Genomic DNA, 20,558 nt, shown 5'->3' with positions numbered 1-20,558 from the left:
TTATCTGCTGACTTAGCTGCTGACTCAGCTGCTGACTACATTCCATTACGCAGGTTCCGTGCCATCCTGTTTGCGGTGTTTTCGGGGCGTTTCGGGGAGGTTTTGCGGGGGTTGCTGTCGATTCGCCAGCACCCGGGAAGCAGCGGGCGGCGCGGCTGTTGCGAAGCCAACAGGGTGTCGGCTTCGCACGCCGGTGACGATCAGGCGGCTTTCGCGGCCTTGATGGAGAAGCGGTTCTGCGGCTTGTCGAGCCCCAGGTTTTCGCGCAGCGTGGTGCCTTCGTACTCGGTGCGGAACAGGCCGCGTTTCTGCAGCTCCGGGATCACCAGGTCGACGAATTCCTCCAGCGATTCCGGTAGCACCGGCGGCATCACGTTGAAGCCGTCGGCCGCGCCGTTCTCGAACCACTTCTGCATTTCGTCGGCGATCTTTTGCGGCGTGCCCACCACCACCCAGTGGCCGCGCGCGCCGGCCAGGTATTCATACAGCTGGCGCACGGTGAACCGTTCGCGGCGCGCCAGTTCGATCACCACGTGGTGGCGGCTGTTCTTGCCGGCCGGCGGCGTGGGATAGTAGGGCGGCGGCGCGTCGAGGTCCCACTTGGTGAGGTCTTCGCCGGGCCAGAAGCGCGCGATGGTGTCCAGGCCCACGGACGGATGGATGAGCTTTTGCAGCTCCGCCCATTTCGCTTCCGCTTCCTCCTGCGTGCGGCCGATGACGGGCGAGATGCCGGGCAGGATCAGCAACTGGTCCGCGCGGCGGCCATACTTCGCCAGGCGGCCCTTCACGTCGCTGTAGAACGCCTGTGCTTCCTCGAGGCTGGTCCACGCGGTGAAGATCGCCTCGGCCGTGGCGGCGGCCAGTTCGCGGCCCGGCTCCGACGATCCGGCCTGCACGATCACCGGCTGCCCCTGCGGCGAGCGCTCGAGGTTCAGCGGGCCGCTGACCTTCAGGTGCTTGCCGTGGTGGTTCAGCGCGTGCAGCTTTTCGGGATCGAAGTACACGCCGCTTTCCGGATCGCGCGAAAACGCGTCGTCCTCGAAGCTGTCCCACAGGCCCTTCACGACGTCGAGGAATTCGTGGGCTTTTTCGTAGCGCAGTTCCGGGTCCGGATGCGCCTCGAGGCCGAAGTTGCCGTACACGTTCTCGGCGCCGGTGGTGACCACGTTCCACGCCGCGCGGCCCTTGCTGATGTGGTCCAGCGATGCGAACTTGCGCGCCAGCAGGAACGGGTCTTCATACGTGGTCGACGCCGTGGCGACGAAGCCGATGTGTTTTGTGACGACCGACAGCGCGGCCCACAGCGTGACCGGTTCGAAATACGACACGCGGCCCTGGCGGCTGAACGCCTCGTTGTCGCCGCCGCGGTAGGCGACGCCGGGGCTGTCCGCCACGAACACCTGGTCGAACTTGCCGCGCTCGGCGGTCTGCGCGACGTGGATGTAATGGTCGATATTGACGCCCGAATCCGGTTGCGAACCGGGATGACGCCAGGCGGCGATGTGATGGCCGGTGGCCATGATGAACGCGCCGAGACGCATCTTGCGCTGAGACATGGAAATTCTCCGTTGATGATGAAATGAGATTTGCTGTCCAGCTCGTGTCACTTTGGTGCCAGGCACCCATGTGACACGAGCTGAGCATTGATGTGGTTTCGGGTATGGCCTTTTTCCTTTACCAGCGGCACAGAACTGGTTGTCAACCGTTGAGCCCGTGTCACTTTGGTGCCTGGCACCAGAGTGACACGGGCCCGGCCGTTGTCAGCGTTGAGGGTTCGCCTTCAGCTTCGCTTCCACCGCGGTGCCCTTGAAGAAGTCGGGGTTGGCTTCGGTGTACAGCTTGTACGGGTTGGTGAACACGTAGGCCTTGAAGTCGGCTTCGCTGATGACGCCCTGCTCGACGAGGCCATAGGCTTCGGCCAGCGCGTCGGTGAGATCGGGCACGTCCCAGTGGCCCACGTCGGACGAGTAGATCGCGTTGATCTTCGTGTTCAGCGGGTTGGACTTGTCGTTGAACGCGGTGGCGATCGTGCGGTCGTCGGACTCGGAACCGAAGAAGAAGTTGTCGACCCACTGCGCCTTGATGTCTTCCACGCTTTCGATGCCGGCCCTGGCGAAGTCTTCCAGCTCGAGGCCCTGCGGCTGGCGCGAGCCGGCCGTGTAGCCGGCGCCGAGCGTGTCGCGGATCAGGTCTTCGCCTTCGATCGAGCGGCCCTTCGTCAGGTCGGCGCCGTAGCGGGCGAACAGGTCGGTCAGCAGCGCGCGGTCGGTGGCAGCCGGGTCGTAGTTCTTCAGGCCTTCCAGGCTGCGTTTTTCCCAGCGGTCGACCAGGTGCGTGAACACGCGCGCGCCCCAGTCCGCGCCGCCTTCGAGCAGGCCCACGCGCAGCTGCGGAAAGCGCTTCGTGACGCCGCCGAAGAACAGCGCCTTGGCGAAGGCCTCGGAACCGTCGGCGAAGTGGCCGATGTGGTTGTTCATGTAGTTGCTGATCGAGCTGCGGCCGGTCCAGCCCTGGCTGCCATAGTGGGTGAGGATCGGCACGCCCAGTTCGACGGCCTTGGCCCAGAACGGATCGTAGTCGTACTCGCTGTCGATGCCGTAGAAGTCCTGGTACGAGATGTACTTCTGCAGTTCGGGATGGTCGGCGGCCGGGTACTTGTCGGCCAGCGCGCGGATCGGGCGGCGCACGCTGCCGGCGATGTTGACGGCCTTCAGGCCAAGCGTCTTGATCGCGAATTCCAGCTCGGCGATGCCTTCTTCGGGGGTATGCAGGCCGAGGCCGGCCACCGGCGTGAGCCGGTCGCTGTACTTGCGATACAGGTCGGCGTGGTAGTGGTTGACGGCGCGCTGCAGTGCCGTGCGGTCGTCCTTGTCGCGCACGCCCAGCGGCGCGAGCACGTTGTTCGGGAACAGGATCGAATAATCGGAACCCTGTTCTTCCTGGCGTTCGTACAGCAGTTCCGGCAGGTGGTAAGTGGCCACGTCCAGCGTGTTCTTCGTGACGCGCGCCCACCATGGCGCGCGGATCGTGCGGTAGTACTGGCGTTCTTCCGGCGTTTGCTCATACCAGTTCTTGCCGTTGCCGATGCCGCCGCGGCCGATGCGCGATGCCGAGGCCTTGCGCAGCGCATCGACCAGCTTCACGCCGCCGTAGTTGGCCACGTAATCCTCGAGATCGGGCGTGTAGTCGTTGGTATGGACATCGGTATCGATGACCGGGAAATCGAGTTTCTGCTTGACGGCGACGGAAGGGGATGCGCTGAGGCGATCGAGACGGTCGTTCACTGTAGTTCTCCAATGATGTGGGGGCGGGGCGGAGCTACCCTCTCCATTGCAGCATTCGTGCCATGCAAAAAACGGGGAATCCGGCACTCCGGCGCGGCAAAGCTGTTGGATGCTGCACAGGCCGTGCTGGCTGGCGCACAGCCTCGCAACAGGTGTGGCGAACGAAGCAGGGAAGAGCGGGGAAGGAAAGAGGGTCCGGCGAAAAAGAGGGGCCGGCGGAAGGTATGGCGGAAAAGCGGCAATTCCGGCGCGGGGCGCCGGAGGCGTTACTGCGCTGCCGGCATGCCGTGGAATTCGCGGGGTTCGAGGCGGGCATCCATCGGCTCGCCACCGATCAGCCCGAATCGCTTCAGGTGGGTACGCAGCACATTGCGGCTGATGCCCAGCGCCTTCGCGGTCTGCACCTGGTTCTGCTCGCACGCGGCGAACGCGGCGCGGATCAGCCGCTCCTCGACGGTATCGAACAGCGCCGGTTCGCCGGCTTCCACCAGGTCGTTCAGCAGGCTGTCGAGGCGCTCGAGGCCGGACACCGTTCCGGCGGGGGTATCCTGGTGCGCCGGCGGCATCACGCGGCAAGGATCGGGCAATTGCGCCGCTACCGGTACGGGTACCGGTACAGGCGCAGGCGCCGCCGCGCGGTGGCCGGGCAGCCGCCCGCCGATGCGCAGGTCTTCCGCGCGGATGCGCCCCTGTCGGCACACGATCAGCGCATAGTGAATGACGTTTTCCAGCTCGCGGATATTGCCGGGCCAGTCGTAGGCCAGCAGCGCGTCCGTCGCATCCGCTTCCAGCTCCACGCCATCGAGCTTCATCTTCGCGCCATACAGCCCGATGAAGTGGCGTGCCAGCGGCAGGATGTCGCCAGGGCGCTCGTACAACGGCGGCAGATTGACGGTGGCGACACTGAGCCGGTAATACAGGTCGGAGCGGAAACGCTCGGCGGCGATCGCCTTGTGCAGGTCGACATTGGTGGCCGCGACCAGCCGCACGTCGAGCGGAATTGGCCGGCGCGAGCCCAGGCGCACCACCTGGCGCTCCTGCAGCACGCGCAGCAGCTTGACCTGCAGCGCCATCGACAGGTCGCCGATCTCGTCGAGGAACAGGGTGCCGCCGTTGGCGGCTTCGAACCAGCCGGAGCGGGCCTGGGTGGCGCCGGTGAAGGCGCCGCTTTCATGGCCGAACAGTTCGGCATCGATCAGCGATTCGGAAAACGCGCCGCAGTTGACGGCGATGAACGGACCGGTGCGCTCGCTCTGCGCATGGATATGGCGGGCGATGAGCTCCTTGCCGGTACCGGTCTCGCCGATGACGAGCACGGTGGCATCGCTGCGCGCAATGCGTTCCACCTGCTCGAGCAGTGCAAGGGAACGGGGATCGTGGAATAACAGTGCCTTGGCGCGGATCGACAGCGCCATCCCGAACGAATCGGGAAAAGTCAGTACCTTGTTCACAGTGCCTCGCAAAGAATGGTGCCGGACCGCGATGTTGCCGGCAAACCGGAGCTCTCAAGCACCGAACCGGCAGGGAAGCAGCAAGCGATTGCGGTCGCGGCGTTTACAGCTTGGCGATCGAAACCTCGGTCGCCTTGACCAGGGCCACCACTTCCACGCCGGGTGCGAGGCCGAGATCGCGCACCGAACGGGTGGTGATGACCGACGTGACGATGCCGGCCGGCGTTTCGATATCGACTTCCGAAACAACCGGGCCATCGATGATTTCCTTGACCTTGCCGCGGAACTGGTTTCGAACGTTGATTGCCTTGATGCTCATGATTTCTCCTTGGGTGAGCGTGGTGGAACGGTAAAACTCGAACTGTGGAATGCGTGATGCGGGTCCCGGCGGGGTGTGCCAGGCTCGAGGTTCGTATCCGGGTGGGGACGAGAACCTTCCCGGCCATCGGGTCGATGGCTGTTTTCGCCACAACGTGGTGGCGGCATGGATAGGCTGGGATGAAAAGAGCGCGACGCTCGCTGCGGCTCAGTACTTGCTACTGTTGCGTGCTTCAGTTGCGTGCTTCAATTTTCTGCAATCAGTCCTACCCTGCGTCGCTACGCCAGCCGCTACATCGGGCCCGCATCATGGACGCACGCATCGCCCGGTGTCCCGGCACTGGCACGGAATGGGCTGGCTGCTTTTGCATGGTCCTGCTCCCCTGGCGATTCGGTAGTGTGACCAGAGTAAAGAAATGCTTGAAAAATAAGAACTAATCGTTTTACAAATGTTTATACGGATTGCGTATAAGCTGGACGGCGAGCTGCACTGCGAGCTGCAATTGCGAGCTGGACGGCTGGCTGCACATCGACCTGCACGCAAGTCGGAGGGCAAGCCGCTCGGCAGGTTGCGTTGCGCTGCAGCGCGACCCGAATGCGTGCCCTGGCTGCCAGGAGAATTCTTGCTCAGCGTGCTGTAACGTACCGACGGCCTTGCTATGGTCCCGCAAGATGAAGTCATCTTTACAACACTTCAGAAGGAGAACGATCATGGGTAAGTATCTGCTGGCTTGGCTTCTGGGTGTACCTGCCGTGGTGCTGGTGCTGATCTACCTGATTTTCTGATGCATCGCTGATGCACGGAACCGATGCGGCACCAGCCGCCGTCGAGAGGAAACGCCACGTCAACGTGGCGTTTTTCATTTGGAAGCTTCAAATTCCCTGAAAAATCACTAGACGACCGGTCTAATTGATTCTATAGTGACGTACGTGTGCAGCAAATCCGGTAACAGCATGCTAAATGCCTGAAACACGCGCCATCTTGAATAATTTTCTAGACGACCGGTCTATTTAACTCACTTCACCATCTGGAGAACAGCATGAAAAAAGTCTTGATCGTACTGACCTCGCATAGCGAACTCGGCAATACCGGCCGCAAGACCGGCTTCTGGCTCGAAGAACTGGCCGCGCCGTATTACACCTTCAAGGATGCCGGCGTGGAAGTCGTGCTGGCCTCGCCGCTGGGTGGCCAGCCGCCGCTGGACCCGAAGAGCAATGAGCCATCGTTCCAGACGGACCTGACGCGCCGTTTCGAGCAGGACCCGCAAGCCACGGCGCAACTCGCCGCCACGTTGCGCCTCGACACGGTCGACCAGGCCGCCTTCGATACCGTGTTCTACCCTGGCGGCCATGGCCCTCTGTGGGACCTGGCCGAAGACGGCAATTCGATCGCCCTGATCGAAGCCTTCATCGAGGCAGGCAAACCGGTCGCACTGGTGTGCCATGCGCCCGGCGTGCTGCGCCATGTAAAGGCACCGGACGGACGGCCGCTGGTGGAAGGCAAGCAGGTTACCGGCTTCACCAACACCGAGGAAGACGGCGTGGGGCTCACGGAGATCGTGCCGTTCCTGGTCGAAGACGAACTCAAGGCCAAGGGCGGCGTGTATTCGAAGGGCGAGGACTGGGCATCGTACGTGGTGGAAGATGGCCTGCTGATCACCGGCCAGAATCCGGCCTCGTCCGCCGCCACCGCGGCGGCGCTGCTCAAGCGGCTCGGCTGATTGCCCATTGAAGGGATTGGCTAGACGACCGGTCTAGCCCCCGATATAGTCTCGGCCATGGCGAAACTTCACGATCACACGTCTTCCGACGTCCGCGACCACATCCTTGCTGTCGGGCAGAGCATCATGTCCGGCAAAGGTTTTTCGGCTGTCGGGCTGAACGAGATCCTGACGGCGGCAAAGGTGCCGAAGGGATCCTTTTACCACTACTTCGGTTCGAAAGACGCCTTCGGCGAAGCGTTGCTGTCGAGGTACTTCGACGACTACCTGGCGGACATGGACCAGATGCTCGCCAAGACCGGTTCAACCGCGGCACAACGCCTGGTGCGCTACTTCGATGCATGGCAAGCCAACCAGTCGTTCCAGGACTGCCAGGGGAAATGCCTGGCGGTGAAGCTGGCCGCCGAGGTTGCCGACCTGTCCGAGGCGATGCGTACCGTGCTGGACCACGGCACCTCGGCCATCATGTCGCGGCTGGCCGCCGCCATCGACAGCGGTGTCGACGAAGGTTCGCTGGCGATCGACGACCGCGCGGAAGAAGTGGCGGCCAGCCTTTACCAGCTGTGGCTGGGCGCCAGCGTGATGGTCAAGATCGTGCGGGGCACGGGGCCGTTCGATTCCGCCATGGCGGTGACGCGGCAATTGCTTCACCTGGATGGCTGATCGCGGGGGAAAGCCCGCCCGTCCCTTTCCATCCCGCGTAACATCGCCGACAGGTCGATTGCCGTGGCCATCGCCCGGTAGCCGGCATCGCCCGGATGCAGGTGGTCGCCCGAATCGTACCCCGCCTGCATGCGCCGGGGCCTGGCCGGATCGCGTAGCACCGCATCAAAGTCCACAACAGCGTCGAAGATGCCGGCACCACGTATCCAGTCGTTGAGCCGCTGGCGCATCGCCTCCTTGGCGGCGCTGTAGTGGCCCGCGTAGGGCGTGCCCTCGAGTGCGCCTTCGAACGGCGGCAGCGTTCCCGCCGTGACGCGGATTCCCCTGGCATGCGCGGCTGCCATCAGCTGGCGGTACGCGGCGGTGAGTTCATCGAGTGTCGCGGCGCTCTCGGCGGGGGCGAACGGGCTGCCCGGCCAGCCGATGTCGTTGATACCGAGCAGAACGATCACATCCGAAATACCCGGCTGGCTGAGCACGTCCTGCTCGAACCGGGCGAGGGCGTTTCGGCCCATGCCGTCCCTGGCCAGCCGCGCGCCCGAGATACCGGCATTGGCCACGGCGATACCATGCGGCGCCAGGCGTTGCGCGAGGAAATCCGGCCACCGGCGATCGGCATCCGGCGTGGAGCCGTTGCCATCCGTGATCGAGTCGCCGAGCGTCACCACCGTTCGGCTGTGCTTGCCGGCATCGACCATGACGGCATTCAGGAATACCCGGCCCGCGACAGTGGCGCCGGCGGGAAAGCCCGCGGCGGCGGTCGCATTGCCGGGAGCTACCTGGATCGTTTGTTGCGCACCCCAGTGAAAGCTTTGCACGGCGGTGTGCGCAGGGAGCCAGCTGGTGACGACAAGCCGTGCCAGCGCCGGCACATGGAGCGCAACGGGATCGCTCGTCGCGGCGGCGCCCGGCAGGATGGCGATCCCGGCCTTTCCTGAAAAAGTCAGCGTTTGCGCCGGATGGTCGTCACCCGCCAGCCACACGCTCACCGCACCCAGCGCGACCGGTTCCCGTCCATACCGGTTGGAAAAAACCAGCCGGATACGCCGCCCACCGGCGCTCAGCCGCACGGTGTCGCGCAGCGACTGGTTGTCGAGGTACGCAGGCACGTTCATCGGCAGCGGAAAGCTGCTGTCCCACCCCGGCTGCGGCGCCGCATACCACGACGTGACCCACTGCCCGTCGGTCGGTGCGGACGCGTTTGCCAGTGGCTGGCCGCCAAGCGCCATGGCAACGACCAGCAGCGCGGCATGCCGAAAATTCGCAATCATCATGAACTCCTTCGTTTAAAGAAGTCCACGATAGGCCATTCGAAGGTGATGATGAAGATGGTACGATTGACTATCACTCATTCGTTTTTGGAATGCCCTGCATGGATACGATGCGCGCGATGCGCACCTTTGTACGCACGCTCGAACTGGGCAGCCTGTCCTCGGCCGCACGCGAATCCGGCACCACGCAACCAACCGTGAGCAAACTGCTGGCCCAGCTGGAACAGCACCTGGCGGTGCGCCTGTTCGAACGCAGCACTCGCGGCCTGTCGCCCACCGAGCAGGGCAAGCGCTTCTATCACGATGCGAAGCTGGTGCTCGAGCAGTTCGACGCCGCGGTGGGCGCCGTGCAAGGGATGACCGGGCAGGCTTCCGGACTGCTGCGCATCAATGCCCCGGTGGCGCTCGGCCAATACCGCATCAATGCGATGGTCCAGCGATTCTTGGCGGACCATCCGGCCATCGAGGTCGAACTCATCCTGAACGACCGCTTCGTCGACCTGGTGGAGGAGGGTGTCGATATCGCGTTCCGGCTCGGCGGCGCACTGCCGCCGGATGCCATCGGCCGGCACCTGGCGACCGTGGAACGCTTCCTGGTGGCTGCGCCGGTGTATCTCGCGGCACGCGGCATGCCATCGGTGGTCGACGATTTGTCAGGGCACGACTTCGTGCGTTTTGCGTGGACGCCGGGAAATACGATCGACCTGTATCGCGGCGGGGAACAGGCGCAATGCGTTGCGGCGGGCAGGTTCCGCGTCAACAACGCGCTGGCGATCCGCGAAGCATTGGTGCTCGGTGGCGGCATCGGCATCTGCCCGGACTGGCTGGTGCGCGATTTGCTCGACAGCGGCCAACTGGTACGGGTGCTGCCGGAGTGGTCGGCGCGGCACCAGGATCTTCACCTGCTTTATCCGTCGCGGCGGTATCAGCCGCTGCGCAGCAGACTGTTCATTGATTTCATCTTGGGGCAGTTCTGACCGGCGTGCCTGGTGTGTTATCCAGGCAGGGAACCCGCAGGCACCAAAGCAAAAGCCCGGCAACCACCGGGCTCTGTCGTTGGGTAAAAAATTATCCTGGGCCGGCTTTGCCTGGCGGCTCCTCCACCGTGCGGCATGTCGTCCCGGCAGCGGGCCGGTACGACATGCCAACGATATTATCTCGCTGGCGCCGGCTGTGCGGCCGGTTGTACCGGGCGCGCCTGCGCAGCTTGCGCCTTGGCTGCCTGGTCTGCTGCTTCCTTTTGCTGGCGTGCCTTTTTCTTGGCCATGTGACGGCCCACGACGCAGCCGCCGACAGCGCCAACCACGGAATGGCGGCCGGCAACGTGGCCCGCGACAGCGCCCACGGCTGCGCCCTTGATACATCCCGCCGCATTTGCCGTCCCGCCAATGAAGGTCAGGCTCGCCAATAACAATGCAATATAGTTTTTCAAGGTAATTCCTTTCGAGGGTAAGTATCCGTGCCAATGTGGATTCGCTGGAGAATACGGAAACCCAACCGCAACAGGCGGCGCTCGGTCCTGCCAGGAGATTCTAGCAGAGCAGGCCCCGGCGGCTGCGGCGGTAGCGGCAACAGTGCGGAGCCGCACGGCAGCGATCGGGCCGGGCCAGGTTATGTGCCGCAGGCAGGAAGTCGTGTGCAAATGCTTGGATGGTCCGGGGCGATGCAGGACAAAAAAAAACGCCACCCTGTACAGGTAGCGTTTTCCCTGACAATAAGGTCAATTTAGCGTCAGCATAACTATCCTGCCCATTAAAGCCGTTTTATGGCCGACTTTTTTAGCCATAGCAGCACTTATCCAAAAATCTTTCATGTTGCAGGCTGATAATGGACTTTATTATTTTTTGATAGACTTTGTTGTTTGTGGTCGGCTTTATTAGCCACAGGCGTTGTGCACGAACAATAAAGTCGAACACAAACGGCTCAACTAAAACAACAGTTTACGCACATCCTGCGCGACTTGCACAGGAAATAATGTTGAACACAAGTCGGCCCCGTCAGACTATTCCCAGAGATCTTGCAACAATATAGTTGGCCACAAGTTCAGTGATGGTGCCGTTCGCGCGGATCAGCGACGACGCGCCTATGCTGCACAATCGCCGTCGTCTGCGATGTCGTCGAAGATGCTTCTGGTGCCGCGCCTTTCCTCGGACGGTTCCACTGCTCCCAAGGCCCGTGGACCCACTTTTGGCTCTGGCGGCTCAGTCTCGTCAATCCACTGGTTGGCAAGACGCGTTTCCCGCTCAATAGCCTTTACTGCGCCGTGATCGTCGCTGAAGTACCTCCCAAGCGTATTTAGTGACTCGAGAACGTCCTGCATGTGCTCGTCCGGAGGAACGTCGGACTGATGCTCGCTTTGCGCGTTCATGCGCACTTGGTCCAGATTGGGAAGCAGGTCCGTGCGCACCCGCTCGACAAAATCGTCGAACTCTTTGTCCGTGAATACGCTACGTATCCCTGTGTCTCGCAACGCGTGCATGTCGCGGCCATCGATAGCGTAGCCGCTAACTGCCTCGACAAACTCCTTCCGATTGGCTTCTGGCAGGAGCCCGAAGCCGTGTAGCCGAACGGCAAGGTCAACTTCCGCGACTACGCTGAGGCTAAGCCCGGGCTTGGATACGCGCGTCAGGATGTCAGGGTCCTGCTCGATGTACAACGCCAGGAATTCTTTGGAGCAGCGGCTGGCGAGGAACAGGTATATCGCACGCCTAGCTCCCCAAGAGGACATCCAGCCGGTCTTGTAATTGTCACTGGCTGAGAATTCCCGCAAGCGCGCGGACATCGACGGGAAAAGCGACTTTGGGACGACCACAGCCTTCTCAACGCCCACATTGCCGCAGGTCACCTGCGAAATCAGGTTTTGGGTCGAGCTGCCGATTAGGAAGATGCCGAGCAGGTCCGGGCTGAAGGCGAGCGTGGCAGCATAGGCGTCGCCGATGGTCGGGTGCTTGAAGCGCCAGACGTTCCGGTCCTCTGTCTGCATGTGCGCCACAAGGCTGCCGTTGAGCGCGCCGAGAGCCGCGATACACTCTCCCAGCGTGCTGCCGAGGCGCCCCAGCGCCTCGGGTTCCGAGCCCTCCAGGACAACGGGGCTGTCGAGGCTGTCCTTCCTCATGTATATCAGGCCGAGCGCCGCCTTGCTGCTCGCGTCCAAGCCCTGGATCACTTCCAGCAGGAGCTGCTCACGCTTCTCTACGAACTGCCCCAGGTGGTATTCGCTGAGATAGAGCTCCTTGGTAAATAGGGGATCGGCGATGCGGCGCGCGGTTTCCGGGATAAACCGTGCATGCGCCGCGACGTATTCCAGATGAGGCTCTGCCGCCTCGCGGAACGAGGCCGGCTGCCTTCCGAGTTTCAAGTGGTTGTAGAGTATCTGCTGCCTTTCGATCTCGGACAGGTCGTGTACGTCGATTACGACCTGGCTTTCACCGAGGAGGGGGAACGCGCTTTCCTTGAGATCCTGGCGGGCGCGGTTGTAAATGTAGTCCCTTGAAGTCATGACTATCTTCGCGCCCTTTCGCAGCATCGCCCGCACCTGCGCCAGCGAATGGTTCCATCCGTGCACCAGGGGCGACTCGTACTGGGTCACGCCGAACGCGTCGTCAATCCAGAAAAACTGCGATGGCTCGTCCACGTTCCAGCGCTCGACGACTTTCCCTGGATCCGCGAGCTTCAGCACCGATGACTTCCACTTGTCAGCCGCCGCCATGGCGAGCATCGACGCAATCGTCGTTTTTCCCGCCGCCGGCTCGCCGATCAGCAGAACGAAGCCGTGCTCGTCCAAGGCGCTGACGGCCTTGCGGTAGGAATCCGTGATGACGACCTTGGCCAGGTCCTCCCTCAGCGACTCGAGGACGGCGCGCGCCTGGGCGTAGGCGCGCTCGTCGAGGATCTGGCTCAGGTCCCCCAGGCCGTACAGGCGCGGCACCAGCATCCTGAGCCTCGTGTTCTCTCTGATCTGCTCTTCTATCCATGTCGAGCCGTATATGAGGACGTGCCTAGCTCCCGAGCCCAGAAGTGCGGACCTAATGCTGGCCTCTTGCTTGCCTGAGACGCCGGCGTTTGTCATCAGCACGTAGACGGCGCAGAGCCCGCCGGCGGCGAGCTTGCTCACTTTCGGTAGCTCGCCGGCGATGTCGGATACGGAAAGTAGATAGCCCGCTTTGCTTGAGAACTTGCACTGGATTACGAAGTTCCCGCAGAGTGACTGCCCGGGCGCTGGCTCCCACTGCCCGGCGAAGGCACCGTCCCGCCCGGCGTCGTTTGAGTCCAGAAAGGACTGCGTCGTCTGGCCGAGGACCTCACGGGCTATGGTGAGGCAGAGCTGCTGGAAGCTGTTCCATCCGAGGCGGTGCAGATCGTACATTGTTCTAGATTTGCTTAGGAAAAATCGTTCGTAGGTGTCCTAGACGTGAATGCCCCTGACCTGGCACGGGTAGGGCCGCTTGCAGGCAACGCCTTATCGAGAAACGCAGCCTTACGGAGCGCCGCCCTTGGCTGCCTTCTTCTTCGCTTCTCGCTTCGACTTGATCGATTGCGCCACTGCTGCGAGCGCGGCGATCTCTGCGCCAAGCTGTTGCGCGTTCGGTACCGGTGCGTTCTTTCCTGACGCCGGGTCGTGCGCTTCCGTGACGTCGCAGCATGCCTTGTGCAGGCGTTCGATTTCCTTGCAGTCGGCGTCGTCGAAACCCACTACTTCGCCGAGGTTGCCGACCTTGATCCAGTCTCGGTACCGCACAACTACCCCATTGAACACCAGATCCTGGATCAGGCGTTCGATGGTGGCGCGAAGCATGCTGTACTGCGTGCGCATGGCGGCGGACTGCTCCTCGTCGGGGTAGGGCGGCCACGACTTTTCGAGCTTCTTCTGGGCCTGCTCGAGCTTGTCGATCCGGTCCTTGAACGTCTGGTGGTGCCAAGGCAGTCCCGCGTTTATCTTTCCAGAGTGCGCGCCTTCCCAGAACAGGTGGTGGATCGCGTGCTCCGTGCCGTGCTGCTCTAGCAGATCGTTCAGCTCGCCCAGGAACGTGGTGTCGTGAGTGAAGATTATCACCTGCCGTTTCGCCGCTTCCTTCACGAGCCTGCGCGCTACGTGCTGGCGTCGGATGTGGTCGAGCGATGACACGGGGTCGTCGAAGACTATCCCGCCGCTGTGGCCGCCCGTCACGAGCTCCGCCAGGAAGGCCCCGACAGCTATCGCCCTCTGCTCGCCTTCGCTGAGAATGTCGCGTATCTGCGCGGGAACCGCTAGGTCGAGCTGAAGCTTGTGCTTCATCTTCCCCCTCTCTACGCTTTCGTCCAGGCGCGGCATCGCGTGCGACACGCCCAGGGCTTCGAACTCCTCCTTCAGCGCTGCCCGTAGGGGCGCCGTCACGGCGCTGCTCGCGAATGCCTTTGCCTTGTCTGAGACCGGCTTCGTCTTCAGCTCGTCCTTGCATTTCGTGAGCAGCGCCTTCACTCGCATGCGGTTCACGAGATCCAGCACTGTCTGCTTGCATGGGCCGAGGGCCGCGCGGGCGCTCAGCTCGCCGAGCTCTGCCTTCAGCAGGGCCTTTTGCTTGTCGTCGGTCGCCTTGTCGAATTCTTCCGCCTGCGCGGTGAAGTTCGCAGCGATGACCTCGAGCTTCGGTCGCGGATCGGCAGGGAAGGTTGGTATGTCCTCCCAAGAGTGGCTCTTCTGCGCGCCAAGGAGCCATGTCTGGCGTTCCAGGACGGCCTTGTCGAAAGACTCTATCATTCCAGGAAGCTCGGGATCGAGTCCGGAGACTTCTTGCTTGAGTGCATCATCGAGCTCGAGGGCCAGCGCGGCGCCGGTGATCTTCGCAACTGCCGCGTCAAGCTGTTCCCTTTTTTCTTGCGCGACCTTTGCCACGCTCTCCTGCACGTGCTTTTCGAAGCGAGCCAGGCGCACTCCGGCGTTATTCTCGAGTTCCTGCTGGCAGAGGACGCACTTCGCACCGTCGTGGGCGTGAGGGAACTCCATTTCCGGGTAGGCCTCGGCAATCGAGAATTCACGCGCTGCCTCGTACAGGACCTTCCAGGCGGCGTCCCCGGTGCCCGGCAGCAGTTCCTCCCCGGCGCGGAGCTCGCCTGCAGCCTTGGCTTCGGCCGCGATGGCTGCCAGGGTTTCGTCGTCGAGCTTGCGCAGCTTTTCCACCGCTTCGTCCTTGACCCATGCGGCTACCACGTCGATCCTCTTCTTCAGGCCTGCCATGCGGCCAGCAGCGAGGCGGCACTGGGTCGCTTTCGCCTCCGGGTCCGCTTCGGCTAGCGTCTTGCCCAGCGTCTCCATCCTTGCGACGTCTTCTTTGCCCATCATGGCCAGCGATTCAATTTCCTCCGGCGGGGTGTTCTCACTTAGTATATTCACCAGCTTGCCGACCTTTGTATTGCCTGCCATGTGGGCCAGCGCGTCCTTGGAGGTATCGGTCGCCTGAATCTCGGCGCTCAGTTTTTCGAGCAGCTTGGGCATCACGACTTGGGCGAGGTTTTCCACCACGTCGAGACCTGACGGCAGGTAGGCGATGTCCTGATTATGATCCAGGTAGGCTCGCGCGCAGTGGGTGTCGAAGACCGCGATGGTCGCCAGCTCAGCCGGGGCCGGCTTGTTCTTGGACCACGAGACGGTCCCAGCGTTTCCTCCGACTTGGATCTTGAATTCGGCCTGCGGCACTAGGCCTGGGGCAGGCTTCTCGAAGGCATTCGCCCGCACGTCTTCGGTGACGTCCCTGGCGCGGCACGCCCGCTTCAGCACCCGCGCGTACCCGGATTTCCCGGCTCCGTTCGTGCCGTAGATCACGGTCATTCCTTTCGGCGAAAACTGTAGCACCTGCTGCGGGGCGAGTCGATTCACGTTGCGCACGTCGCCCATGGAAATCAGAATCGTTGCGTCGCCATTGGCCGCGACGACCGGCAGGTGCTCGGCTACAAGGGGCTGGGGTTTCCGGCCCTGCGGATCGAGAAGGCCGACTCCGTCCTTGAGCATCGCGTACAGGTCTTCGATGGCATCGGCGGTGATGCTGTGCTGGAAAAGGCGTCGTACGGCGTCCTGTTGCCAGGGCTTTAAACTTGCCTGCGACCAGGCGAGAATGTCGTGTAATAAGACCATTGGAGTCCCCAATTAGATATTTCTAATTTTTCATTGATGTTACCCCAAATCTTTTTTCAGTCGAGCTTGTCGTCGACAAAATCAGCCGCAGCGTTCTAGCGGGGAGATAGCAGAAGCGCTCTGCGGGCCATTGGTGGCTTGTCGCCGCGCTCTCGGGATGGTTTGTTACAATTGGTGGTCGTCTTTTCGCAACTATAAGGACGCCCCGCGCTGGCCAAGCATTAAGAACAAGTCGACCTGACCTGTTCGCGTAAAGCTGCTTATCAGCTCATCACTAGCATAGTCCCTGCACATAAACTATGGATTCAAATCACCGCACGACCTAACAGACTGCAACGTCTAGCACGGAATCACAGTTTTTAAAATCATACGATATGGAGATGTCGTAGTTTTCGCTGTGGCTTATGCTCGGAGAATATTCTGCATCTCGTGCGCGAGCTTCATCAAACGCTGGACTCCACTGGAGCGCTACACCGGCTCCGGCACACTCCCGATCGACAACAACCCTGTCGAAAACGTCATACGGCCCATCGCGATCGGCAAGAAGAACTGGATCTTTGTTGGCTCGGCACGTGCCGGGCATCGTGCTGGTGCCATCCAGAGCTTGGTTGCCACGGCTAAACTCAATGGGCTCGATCCTGCCCGCTGGCTGACCGACACGCTCGATCAACTGCGGACCTGCCCGAACAGCAAGATCGATTTGCTGCTGCCATTTACGAACTCTACGCTGAACTGAACTGCTGCGGAACGTGGTGTCGCTGGACGCTTACGACATGCGTACAGCACGTCGCGGCCGGCAAGCATGTTCAGTTAGCGCCCGAACACAACTGCGCGCGCCATAGTTCTTTGCGCATAGCGCACCAATTTTCAAGACTTGTTGGCCGGAAAGACAATTCCTGATATGCTTAGCAAAACGCTAGCGTTTTTCACACAGGAGCAGCTCGTGGCCGTCACGAAGACAGAGGTTGTTAGCGTTAGAGTCCCGCCGGATGTGAAGGCTGCGCTGGTCGCCGCCGCCGAGCAGGAGCGGCGAAGCTTAGCATCTATGGTCGAGTTCATGGTACTCGACTACTGTAGATCGCGCGGCATTGGAGGTGAAGGAGCAGTGGAAGCCGTAAGGGTGCATAAGACGGTTGTGAAAGGGTAAGTCCACCAAACACTGCGGGCGAACCGGCTTGCAAGGACTCAGGGGAGTAAGAGGTCAATGGCGAGAGACATCGCGCAAGGACTCAGCAATTTCGGATTTCTAACTGAGCACAGCCCGTTGCTCGCTGATCTTGGGGCGACCGCCGAGCGGCTTTATCCTTTCGATCCGGCCAGTTGCGTGCTCAAGCTGCGGTTGTTAGCCGAGTCGATCACGCAGGATGTGGCCTCCCGCGTTGGTGTGCGCCTGATCCGACCCACTCAGGCCGAGCTGCTGCGCGCAGTCGATCAGTGTCTGGGCCTTGATCCGCAAGTACGACAGATGTTCCATCTGCTGCGCCACAGAGGCAACGAAGCTGCGCATCAGGCGGATCACCGCATCGGTTTCCGTGAGGGTTTGGAGGCGCTGAAGGTCGCGCGTGAAATCGCTCTGTGGTTCCACCGAAGCTTCGGCAGCAACCCAGAATTCAAGCCCGGTCCCTTCATTCTGCCGGACGACCCCAGCCAGCGGTTGCTCGCGCTGCAGCAGCAAGTGGCCGACCTCACACAACACCTTCAGGAAGTACAGACTGAACAGGCTGCCAAGGCTCAGATGGCCGATCTGCTGGTTGCGCAGGCGGAGCAAGAACGCTTACTGGCCGAACGAGCAGCAGAAGAGCGCAGCGTTTATGAAGTCCTGGCCGAAGAGGCCGGCGCCCGTTACGCCACCCTCAAGGCCGAGTTCGACGCACATCTGCAAGCCGCCAATGCCCATGCAACCATCCCCAGCTCACAGGATATTCAGGCCTTTGCCAAGCGCGCCACACAGGCTGCACAGAAAGTGGCGATGGACGAAGCATCTACGCGCCTGCTCATCGACCAGATGCTCAAGGACGCTGGCTGGGAGGCCGACAGCCACGCGCTCACGCACGCCAAGGGTGCGCGGCCGGAGCGTAACCGCAATTTGGCGATTGCCGAGTGGCCCACCGCAGGGAAGCAGAGCGCCGACTACGTGCTGTTCGCCGGTCTCATGCCCATTGCTGCGGTCGAAGCCAAGCGCCTGAACATCAACGTCGCCGGGAAGATCGGCCAAGCCGAACGCTACGCCCGCGGCATTCGAATCGAGCCCGGGTACGAAGCAGCCTGGCTGGCTGAAGGCCGTAAGGGCCCGTGGCCCGACGGCCAGGGTGGCCTGTTTCATCTACCCTTTGCCTACTCGTGCAACGGCCGCCCGCTGGTCAAGCAGAGCCCTGAAGCCAGCGGCACCTGGTTCCGCGATCTACGCAACCAGGGCAATCTGTCCAAGCCACTGCAAAGCTTCCACTCACCTGACGGCCTGCTTGACCAGCTCCGCCGGAACAAGGCCGAGGCCGAAGCCAAGCTGCAACAGGAAGGCTTTGCCTACTTGGGCCTCCGCGACTACCAGCAGAAAGCTATTGGCGCAGTGGAAGCCGCGCTGGCCGCAGGCCAGACCAAGTGCCTGCTGGCCATGGCCACCGGCACGGGCAAGACGCGCACCATCATCGGACTGATCTACCGCCTGCTCAAGGTTGAGCGCTTCCGTCGCATCCTGTTCTTAGTGGACCGGACCGCCTTGGGGGACCAGGCGATTGACGCCTTCAACGAAGCACCGCTGGAGCAAAGCCAACCCCTGTCCAAGATCTACAACATCGCCGAATTGGGCGACATGGCTGCCGAGGCCGAAACCCGCTTGCAGGTGGCAACGGTTCAGGCCATGGTGAAGCGCATCTTCGGCAGCGACAACCCGTCCCCGCTGGACGCCTTCGACTGCATCATCGTGGACGAAGCACACCGCGGCTACACGCTGGACCAGGACATGACCGAGGGCGAGCTTGCCATGCGCGACCAGGCCCAGTACCTCTCCACTTACAGGCGCGTGCTGGACTACTTCGACGCCGTCAAGGTGGGGCTAACTGCGACTCCAGCGCGCCACACCACCGACATCTTCGGCCGACCGGTCTACACCTACTCATACCGTGAAGCGGTGGCCGACGACTGGCTCATCGACCACGAGCCCCCCATCCGCTACCAGACCCTGCTGAGCCAGCACGGCATCCACTTCGACAGCGGCCAACAGGTTGAGGCCATTAACCTCGGTACCGGCGAAATAGAAACCGCGGAGCTGGATGACGAACTGCACTTCGAACTCGAAAGCTTCAACAAGCGTGTCATCAGCGAACCGTTCAACCGCGTCATTTGCGAACAGCTCGCACAGGAGTTGGATCCCATGGGCGAAGAGAAGACCATGATCTTTTGCGCCACCGACGCTCATGCCGACATGGTCAAACGCCTGCTGGGCGACGCCTTCAAAGCTGTTCACGGTGACCACTACAACCAAGCCGCGGTCGAAAAAATCACTGGCGCGTCCGACAAAGTCGACCAGCTCATCCGTCGCTACAAGAACGAGCGCTTCCCCACCATCGCCATCACGGTGGACCTGCTGACCACCGGCATCGACGTGCCGCCCATCTGCCACCTGGTCTTCATGCGCCGGGTGCGTTCACGCATCCTGTACGAACAGATGATTGGACGCGCCACTCGGCGTTGCGACGAAATCGGCAAGACCGTCTTCAAGATCTACGACCCGGTGGACCTGTACGCCTCGCTTCAGGCCGTCAACACCATGCAGCCGTTGGTAAAGGACCCTAAGGTCACGCTGGAACAGTTGTTCGAAGAGCTGAACAACCCTGCCGCACACGAGGCCGCGGGCAGCGCCCCCGGCCGCAGCCACGCGCACGACGTGCTCGACCAGCTCAACCAGAAGCTCATGCGCGTTCTACGCGACGCCGCGCACAAGGCCGAGAAGAAGCCGGCCCTGAAAGAAAAGCTGGACCAGCTGGAGCAGCAATGGGGGATGCCGCCGCAGCAATTGCACCGCCACTTGCACCAGCTTGGGCAAGAAGGTGGCCCCCAGGCCGCAGCCGATTTTCTGCGCGACAACACTCGCCTCCTTCTGCAACTTGCTGAGGTCACACAGCTCTTGGGTACAACCTATATGCCCATCATCGCCTCCCATGCCGACGAGCTACGGCAACGCAGCCAAAGCTGGGGCTTGTACGCCAAACCCGAGGACTACCTCGACAGCTTCAGCCAATTCGTGTGCGCGCAAGTCAACCAATCGGTCGCCATGGCCACAGTGGTGAACCGCCCCAGGGACCTCACTCGCGAACAGCTGAAGGAGGTTCGCTTGTTGCTTGACGGGGCTGGCTACTCCGAAGCCAGCCTCAAGGCCGCTTGGCGCAATCACAGCAACCTGGACATCGCGGCCGGTGTCATCGCCTACATCCGCCAAGCGGCGCTGGGTGAAGCTCTACTACCCTTCGACCAGCGGGTGGCACAGGCGATGCTGAAGATCTATGCCCTACACGCCTGGACGCCGGTGCAGCGCAAATGGCTTGAGCGCCTAGCCAAACAGCTCACGCACGAGCTGGTCATCGACCGAGCTTTTGTTAACAACGCCTTTGCCAACGATGGTGGTGCGAAACAGCTAGACAAACTGCTGGGCGGACAACTCGACAGTGTGATGGGGGCGCTGGCTTCGGGCCTCTGGCCACGCGCCGCCTAACAATCCAGCATTTAACGCACAATAGATTCATAAA

At 61.9% G+C, this 20,558-nt stretch carries 12 protein-coding genes and 1 pseudogene; 5 read left to right on the top strand and 8 right to left on the bottom strand.

What is annotated here, in order from left to right:
* Positions 1–200 precede the first annotated feature (200 nt).
* From GJV26_RS13565 to GJV26_RS13550, 4 genes are all read right to left on the bottom strand, one after another.
* A complete protein-coding gene (locus tag GJV26_RS13565; protein ID WP_155709265.1) occupies positions 201–1,556 on the bottom strand; it encodes an LLM class flavin-dependent oxidoreductase in 1,356 nt (451 codons plus the stop codon).
* Positions 1,557–1,760: 204 nt separating this feature from the next.
* Positions 1,761–3,284, bottom strand: coding sequence for an amidohydrolase family protein (locus GJV26_RS13560; RefSeq protein WP_229427910.1), 1,524 nt, complete (start codon positions 3,282–3,284; stop codon positions 1,761–1,763).
* Between the two features lie 266 nt (positions 3,285–3,550).
* Positions 3,551–4,735, bottom strand: coding sequence for a sigma-54 interaction domain-containing protein (locus GJV26_RS13555; protein WP_229427911.1), 1,185 nt, complete (start codon positions 4,733–4,735; stop codon positions 3,551–3,553).
* A 103-nt stretch (positions 4,736–4,838) separates the two neighbouring features.
* Complete coding sequence (locus tag GJV26_RS13550) at positions 4,839–5,054, bottom strand: TOBE domain-containing protein (RefSeq protein WP_130186902.1); 216 nt, start codon at positions 5,052–5,054, stop codon at positions 4,839–4,841.
* 1,039 nt (positions 5,055–6,093) lie between these two features.
* Here GJV26_RS13550 and GJV26_RS13545 point away from each other — a divergent pair.
* Entirely contained in the window at positions 6,094–6,774 is a 681-nt protein-coding gene (locus GJV26_RS13545; protein ID WP_155709264.1) for a type 1 glutamine amidotransferase domain-containing protein, read from the top strand.
* Between the two features lie 57 nt (positions 6,775–6,831).
* Complete coding sequence (locus tag GJV26_RS13540; protein ID WP_155709263.1) at positions 6,832–7,437, top strand: TetR/AcrR family transcriptional regulator; 606 nt, start codon at positions 6,832–6,834, stop codon at positions 7,435–7,437.
* Here the strand turns inward: GJV26_RS13540 and GJV26_RS13535 are convergent.
* On the bottom strand, positions 7,422–8,711 hold the full coding sequence (locus GJV26_RS13535; protein WP_155709262.1) for an SGNH/GDSL hydrolase family protein: 1,290 nt from the start codon (positions 8,709–8,711) through the stop codon (positions 7,422–7,424). The two genes, GJV26_RS13540 and GJV26_RS13535, sit on opposite strands and share 16 nt — an antisense overlap.
* Positions 8,712–8,809: 98 nt before the next feature.
* On the opposite strand from GJV26_RS13535, the gene GJV26_RS13530 reads away from it, so the two are divergent.
* Positions 8,810–9,685, top strand: coding sequence for a LysR family transcriptional regulator (locus tag GJV26_RS13530; RefSeq protein ID WP_155709261.1), 876 nt, complete (start codon positions 8,810–8,812; stop codon positions 9,683–9,685).
* Positions 9,686–9,861: 176 nt separating this feature from the next.
* Here GJV26_RS13530 and GJV26_RS13525 read toward each other — a convergent pair whose 3' ends face one another.
* The 3 genes from GJV26_RS13525 to GJV26_RS13515 form a co-directional block, all read right to left on the bottom strand.
* Positions 9,862–10,140, bottom strand: coding sequence for a hypothetical protein (locus GJV26_RS13525; RefSeq protein WP_173346200.1), 279 nt, complete (start codon positions 10,138–10,140; stop codon positions 9,862–9,864).
* A gap of 651 nt (positions 10,141–10,791) precedes the next feature.
* Positions 10,792–13,074 (bottom strand): nSTAND3 domain-containing NTPase, encoded by a 2,283-nt coding sequence (locus GJV26_RS13520; protein ID WP_155709260.1) that lies wholly within the window; start codon positions 13,072–13,074, stop codon positions 10,792–10,794.
* A 111-nt stretch (positions 13,075–13,185) separates the two neighbouring features.
* The gene (locus tag GJV26_RS13515) at positions 13,186–15,816 is read right to left on the bottom strand and encodes an AAA family ATPase (protein ID WP_155709259.1); all 2,631 of its coding nucleotides are present in this window, start codon (positions 15,814–15,816) and stop codon (positions 13,186–13,188) included.
* A gap of 442 nt (positions 15,817–16,258) precedes the next feature.
* On the opposite strand from GJV26_RS13515, the pseudogene GJV26_RS13510 reads away from it, so the two are divergent.
* Both GJV26_RS13510 and hsdR read left to right on the top strand, forming a co-directional pair.
* A pseudogene (locus GJV26_RS13510) lies at positions 16,259–16,552 on the top strand (transposase domain-containing protein); the annotation flags it as partial.
* Between the two features lie 468 nt (positions 16,553–17,020).
* Positions 17,021–20,524 carry a type I restriction-modification system endonuclease gene (hsdR, locus tag GJV26_RS13500; RefSeq protein ID WP_155709258.1) on the top strand — a complete coding sequence of 1,168 codons (3,504 nt, stop codon included), beginning with the start codon at positions 17,021–17,023 and terminating at the stop codon, positions 20,522–20,524.
* The last annotated feature ends 34 nt before the right edge of the window (positions 20,525–20,558 follow it).

Origin of the sequence: Pseudoduganella dura (assembly GCF_009727155.1) — a bacterium.
Lineage (GTDB): Bacteria > Pseudomonadota > Gammaproteobacteria > Burkholderiales > Burkholderiaceae_D > Rugamonas > Rugamonas dura.
Note: the sequence above shows the minus strand (reverse complement) of the source record. Positions and strands in the feature narration are given on the sequence as shown.